Source organism: Actinokineospora sp., assembly GCF_050699995.1.
In the GTDB taxonomy this organism is placed as follows: Bacteria; Actinomycetota; Actinomycetes; order Mycobacteriales; family Pseudonocardiaceae; genus Actinokineospora.
The window spans coordinates 1-5,852 of sequence record NZ_JBOHGC010000486.1; the positions used below are offsets into that span (position 1 = coordinate 1).

General features: G+C 69.4%; 6 protein-coding genes. 4 read left to right on the forward strand and 2 right to left on the reverse strand.

The window, feature by feature from the left end; genetic code table 11:
- Positions 1 to 771, reverse strand: a 771-nt coding sequence (locus ACRDSQ_RS24280; RefSeq protein ID WP_431424273.1) for a maltotransferase domain-containing protein, incomplete at its 3' end; no start/stop codon positions are given.
- Positions 772 to 1,010: 239 nt separating this feature from the next.
- Here ACRDSQ_RS24280 and glgP point away from each other — a divergent pair.
- On the forward strand, positions 1,011 to 3,542 hold the full coding sequence (gene glgP, locus ACRDSQ_RS24285; RefSeq protein WP_431424274.1) for an alpha-glucan family phosphorylase: 2,532 nt from the start codon (positions 1,011 to 1,013) through the stop codon (positions 3,540 to 3,542).
- Positions 3,543 to 3,652: 110 nt separating this feature from the next.
- Here glgP and ACRDSQ_RS24290 read toward each other — a convergent pair whose 3' ends face one another.
- The gene (locus tag ACRDSQ_RS24290) at positions 3,653 to 3,880 is read right to left on the reverse strand and encodes a hypothetical protein (protein WP_431424276.1); all 228 of its coding nucleotides are present in this window, start codon (positions 3,878 to 3,880) and stop codon (positions 3,653 to 3,655) included.
- 391 nt (positions 3,881 to 4,271) lie between these two features.
- Between ACRDSQ_RS24290 and ACRDSQ_RS24295 the strand changes: the two genes are divergently transcribed.
- The 3 genes from ACRDSQ_RS24295 to ACRDSQ_RS24305 form a co-directional block, all read left to right on the forward strand.
- The gene (locus ACRDSQ_RS24295; protein ID WP_431424277.1) at positions 4,272 to 5,126 is read left to right on the forward strand and encodes a helix-turn-helix domain-containing protein; all 855 of its coding nucleotides are present in this window, start codon (positions 4,272 to 4,274) and stop codon (positions 5,124 to 5,126) included.
- A 27-nt stretch (positions 5,127 to 5,153) separates the two neighbouring features.
- Entirely contained in the window at positions 5,154 to 5,348 is a 195-nt protein-coding gene (locus ACRDSQ_RS24300) for a DUF397 domain-containing protein (protein WP_431424279.1), read from the forward strand.
- 271 nt (positions 5,349 to 5,619) lie between these two features.
- Positions 5,620 to 5,852, forward strand: a 233-nt coding sequence (locus tag ACRDSQ_RS24305; RefSeq protein ID WP_431424281.1) for a hypothetical protein, incomplete at its 3' end; no start/stop codon positions are given.

Here is a 5,852-nt window from a genome sequence, read left to right on the forward strand (position 1 = left end):
GTTGTTGGGGCCCTTGCGGTTCACCGCGCCGATGGGGTGGATCGGCGGCAGGTACACCACGTCGAATCCCATGTCCGCGACCCGGTCCAGTTCCTTGGTCGCGGTCTTGAACGTGCCGTGCACCGCCCGCCCGTTGGCGTCGACGCCGCCGGTCGAGCGCGGGAAGAACTCGTACCAGGAGCCGTAGAGCGCGGGCTTGCGGTCGACCCAGATCTGCAGCGGCTTGCCCTTGGTCAACAACTCGCGCACCGGGTGCTCGGTCATGACCCGGTGCACCGCTTCGGAGACCGCCTCCGCGATACGCGCGGGCAGCGGCAGCGAGACATCACGCAGCGCGCGCGCCGCCGAGGCAAGTAGCTTGCGGTCGGTGCTGCGGTCCGGCCTGCGCGAGACCCGGTCCAGCAGCCGAGCGCCGGATTCCAGGTCGTTGGCGAGTTCCTCGGGCCCCTGCGCCGCCGCGACCTTCACCTCGACCGTGTGCCGCCACGTGACCCACGGATCGCTCCACGCGTCGACGCGGACCGTCCACAGGCCGGTGTGGTCGGGAACGATGTCGGCCGTGAACCGGTCTTCGGAGAAGGGTTTCATCGCGGTCCGGCGGGCCCTGCCGTCGCCGGGCCCTCTCCAGGTCACCGTGGCCGCCACGGCGTCGTGTCCTTCGCGCCACACGGTCGCACGCACGGGTATGTGCTCGCCGACGACGGCCTTGGAGGGGTAACGACCGCACGACACGATCGGGGAGACGTCATCGATTGCCAGCCGACCGCTCACCGGTTCGGCTCCTCTCGTTGCGGGTCCTGCCCCCAGTCTGCCTTGCTCGATCCAGCTTCACTGAAACAGCCCACCGCGTGATCCGCTCCCGCGAACCGCCGCCGGCGATGTTTCGCTGGTGGCAAGTTCATCTTGGTGACGCATCGCTGGTGGTCATGGCCCTTGTGGACACGGCCCGTCACCGCCGGGGCCCCAGTGGTGGCTTGCTCGATCCAGTCTGGCCGCTAGTGTCGTGCTCCGTGAGAGCCGTACGCCGATTCACCGTCCGTGCCGGTCTTCCCGAGCAGCTTGCCGATCTCGGCACGCTTGCCACGAACCTGCGCTGGACCTGGCACCCGCCCACCCAGGACCTCTTCGCCGCCGTCGACCAGGACATCTGGCAGCGCGTCGGCGGGGACCCGCTGCACCTGCTCGCGCAGGTTCCCGCCGAGCGGCTCGACCGGCTCGCGGGGGACGAGGAGTTCCTCGGCCGCGTGCGGGAGATGTCCGACGACCTCCGTCGCTACATGGAGGAGCCGCGCTGGTATCAGAACCGCGCGCAGGAGGTCGACGGGACGAGATTCCCCGCGGCCGTCGCCTACTTCTCGATGGAGTTCGGCGTCACCGAGGCGCTGCCCAACTACTCCGGCGGTCTGGGCGTGCTGGCCGGTGACCACCTCAAGGCCGCGTCGGACCTCGGCGTGCCGCTGATCGGTGTCGGCCTGCTCTACCGCTCCGGCTACTTCCGCCAGTCGCTCTCGCTCGACGGCTGGCAGGTCGAGCACTACCCGGTCATCGACCCGAGCGGGCTGCCGCTGCAGCCGCTGGCCGAGCCGTCCGGCGCGCCCATCCTCGTGCACGTCGCGATGCCGGGCGGGCGCATCCTGCGTGCCCGGATCTGGAAGGCGCAGGTCGGCCGGGTGCCGCTGCTGCTGCTCGATTCGGACATCGAGGAGAACTCCGACGATCTTCGCGGGGTCACCGACCGGCTCTACGGCGGCGACCAGGACCACCGCATCCGCCAGGAGATCCTCGCCGGAATCGGCGGCGTCCGCGCCGTGCGCACCTACTGCGAGCTGACCGGCACGCCGCAGCCCGAGGTGTTCCACACCAACGAGGGCCACGCCGGGTTCCTCGGCCTGGAACGGGTCCGCGAACTGGTCTCCGGGCACAACCTCGACGTCGACCAAGCGTTGTCCGCCGTGCGCGCGGGGACCGTGTTCACCACGCACACCCCCGTGCCCGCGGGCATCGACCGGTTCCCGATCGATCTCGTGCAGCACTACTTCGGCGACGAGTCCCTGCTCCCCGGGATCGATCTCCGCCGCATCCTCTCCCTCGGCGCCGAGAAGAACGCGGGCATGTTCAACATGGCGCACATGGGTCTGCGCCTCGCGCAGCGGGCCAACGGCGTCTCCAAGCTGCACGGCGCGGTGAGCCGGTCCATGTTCGGCGGGCTGTGGCCGGGTTTCGACACCGACGAGGTGCCGATCTCGTCGGTCACCAACGGCGTCCACGGCCCCACGTGGGCCGCCCGCGAGATGGCGTCGGCGGTCGACGAGGAAGACCCGTCGTCGGTGATCGAGTCGATGAGCGACGCCGAGCTGTGGAAGCTGCGGTGCGGGTTGCGTGAGCGGCTCGTCGGCGAGGTCCGCAGGCGGGTGCGCGCGGCGTGGCTCCAGCGCGGCGCGTCGGCGCTCGAACTGAACTGGACCGACTCGGTCTTCGACCCGGACGTGCTCACCGTCGGCTTCGCCCGGCGGGTGCCGACCTACAAGCGGCTCACGCTCATGCTCCGCGACCCGGAGCGCCTGCGCGCGCTCCTGCTGCACCCGCAACGCCCGGTGCAGTTGGTCGTGGCGGGCAAGTCGCACCCGGCCGACGACGGCGGCAAGGCGCTGATCCAGCAGATCGTCCGGTTCGCCGACGACGCCGGGGTCCGCCACCGCATCGTCTTCCTGCCCGACTACGACATGTCGATGGCCCGCTACCTGTACTGGGGCTGCGACGTGTGGCTGAACAACCCGATGCGCCCGCTGGAGGCGTGCGGCACCTCCGGTATGAAGGCCGCGCTGAACGGCGGCCTCAATCTGTCCATTCGGGACGGTTGGTGGGACGAGTTCCACGACGGCAGCAACGGCTGGGCCATCCCCACCGCCGACGGCGTCACCGACCCCGTCCGCCGCGACGACCTGGAGGCCGCCGCGCTCTATGAGCTGCTCGGGTCGCAGGTCGCGCCGCTGTACTACGACCACGACCAGGGCGGGGTGCCCAGCCGCTGGATGGCGATGGTGCGCCACACCCTGATGTCGCTCGGCCCGCAGGTGCAGGCCTCCCGGATGGTCCGCGAGTACGTCGAGGCGCACTACGCGCCCGCCGCCACCGCGGGTGTGCTCGCGCAGGCCGACGGCTTCCGGGCCGCCAAGGACCTCGCGGAGTACCGCCGTCGCCTGTCTGGGTCGTGGCCGCACATCCGGGTCACCAGCTGCGAGCTCTCGCTCGACGAGGGGCAGATGCCGGTGATCGGCGACCGGGTCCAGGTGCAGGCCTCGGTCGACCTGGCCGGTCTCGACCCGAACGACGTCGAGGTGCAGGCGGTGGTCGGCCGGGTCAGTGACGCCGACGAGCTGAGCGACGTGGTGACCGCCACGATGCGGCCGATCGGGTCCGGGCGGTACTCGGCGGAGATCTCGCTGCCGCACGCGGGTGCGCTCGGGGTCACGGCGCGGGTGCTTCCCAAACACCGTCTGCTCGCCACGCACGCGGAACTGGGCAAGGTCGTGCTCGCCTGAGCAGTCGGGCGGGCGGCACGGACATGGTGATCCGGATCGGCGCGCCGGGCACGGGGAGATGGACAACGTGTCCCGGTGGGACGTGCGGGCGATGGTGGCCGCCGACGGGTTCAGTCCCGCCATGCGCTCGATTCGGGGATACGAGAACCTGCGGCGACGAGACATCGCAAGCAGGTCTCGCCGGTGCGGTCGGCGGCGAGATGCGCGGTCGGGAAGGTGAGCCCGCACTCGGTGACGCGCAGACCGGGGGCTGGGATGCCGATCGTCCAGAGGTGGACGATTCCGTCGCTCAGGCAGCGGTGCGCCGGGGAGATCACGAAGCCACCAGATCCCAGCACTCCCGGCACGATGGCACACAGCTCGGGCTGCGCGGGAAGTCCTCGCGGCGCAGCATGATCTCGGCACCGCATATGCAGCGGATCTCGTCGCCGGGGCAGGGCAAGTAGCTGTCTGAGATAGGGGCGGCATGCAAAGTGCCCGCAGCGATCCGCCATTCCCAATCCGCTCTTCGCATGGGCACCTCCCGGCCACGAGTTTTAGGGCCCGCCCCGGTGGCTCGGCGGGGAACTGTGAGACAGCCGGGGCGGGCTTGCCGAGCTGTGCCCAGCAACTACACCGTAAACCTGCACGTGCAGATTGGCAGTGCATCAATCGAGTGAACCTTTCCTGTGCGTGGTACGGCGACCACCTAGGGTCGTGAGGTCACCACAACGCAAGGACCACTACGCCATGGCCTCACGACCCAGCCCGACCGTGCCCAAGAGGCAGGTAGGCCGACAGCTGTTCGAGCACCGCGAAGCCGCAGACAAGACCCGAGAGGACGCCGCAGCAGCGTTGGAATGTTCCCCGTCGAAGATCAGCCGGATTGAGCACGGCCTGGTCTCGCCCTCTGCGAGTGACCTCCGCGCCCTGCTCGACTTGTACGGCGTGCCCGATGCGCAGCGACGAGAGATCGAGGACATCGCGCGGGATGCGCGCAAACGCAGGCCGCGCACCACCTACGGCAAGGCGATCCCGACGTGGTTCCGTCGATACGTGGCACTTGAAGAAGCCGCCACCGAGATCCGCACGTACGACGAAAGCCTGATCACCGGCCTACTCCAGACCGAGGACTACGCCCGCGCGCTAACGATGTCCTCGCCGCTGCATGACCCGGACACCGTCGAGCAGATCGTCAAGGCGCGGACCGCCCGCCAAGCCCGTCTGCTCAACTCGACACCGCCGAGCCTGTGGTCAGTGATGTCCGAGCACGCGGTCGGGCTGCTCGTCGGCGGGCCGGAAGTGATGCGCGCCCAACTCGGACACCTGATCGACATGGCGCACATGCCGCACGTCACCATCCAGATCGCACCTCGGGCGGGCGGAGCGCACGCGGCGACCGGATTCCCGTTCACGCTGCTGAGCTTCCCCGACGGCGGCGTTGACGTCGTCTACACCGAGGACCTGACCTCGGCGAGTTACCTCGACAAGGCGGACGATCTCCAACGAAAGAGCCACCTCGCCGTCTGGCAGCACTTGACCGCCGCCGCCCTCTCACCACGAGAGTCGATTCGACTGGTCGATACGCTGAGGCGGGAACTGTGAGAACAGGTGAAGGTGAAGGAGTGTGCGATGGCTCACGCACCACAGACCCAGTGGAGGAAATCAAGTCGCAGCGGCGGCAACGGTGGGCAATGCGTTGAGGTCGCCCTCGTCGGCGAGCGCGGGGCCGTGCGGGACAGCAAGAATCCGGAGGGCGGTGTCTTGCGCACGCAGGGCCTCGCCACACTCGTCGCGGCCGTGAAGAGCGGCTCCCTGCGACGGTAGAAGCCGACGGCCCCCGGCCGACGTCGGGGGCCACCTCGGTAACAGACCGCTTGGGCCGGGCCACTGCCGATCGGCAGATCACCTTCACCAGCGTCACTCGACGTTGCTGAGGCGGGCGAGAGCGTCGGCAAGCTGCTGCCACTGCCAGGTGGGGTGCTCCCGCAAGTGATCCTGATCTCCGTGGCGGCAAACCCGATCGGGCTGTATCGAGCGTCTCACCTCGCGTCAGCTTGACCTCGCCTGCGGATGATCGTTAGGTATAGCTAACCTAATGTCACTCTTCGGGGGGCTCCGCTTGCGGCTCTACGTCACCGCGCTCGTCCCGACCGACGCCGTCACCCGCGGTCTGCTTCCGGCCGCCGCGCGACTGGGGCTGGAGACCGTTGTCCTGACCGACCGTGCCGCCTGCCACCGCGAGGTGTATCGCGGCCTCGGGCACGTCTCGGTGGCCGAGGCGGATGTGCGCGACGCGGGTGCGGTCGCCGCCAGGGTGCAGGCCCTGGC

Coding starts and splice junctions, on each gene's coding strand:
- ACRDSQ_RS24300 (WP_431424279.1), top strand. CDS start 5,154: ATGGCTCACGCACCACAGACCCAGTGGAGGAAATCAAGTCGCAGCGGC.
- ACRDSQ_RS24295 (WP_431424277.1), top strand. CDS start 4,272: ATGGCCTCACGACCCAGCCCGACCGTGCCCAAGAGGCAGGTAGGCCGA.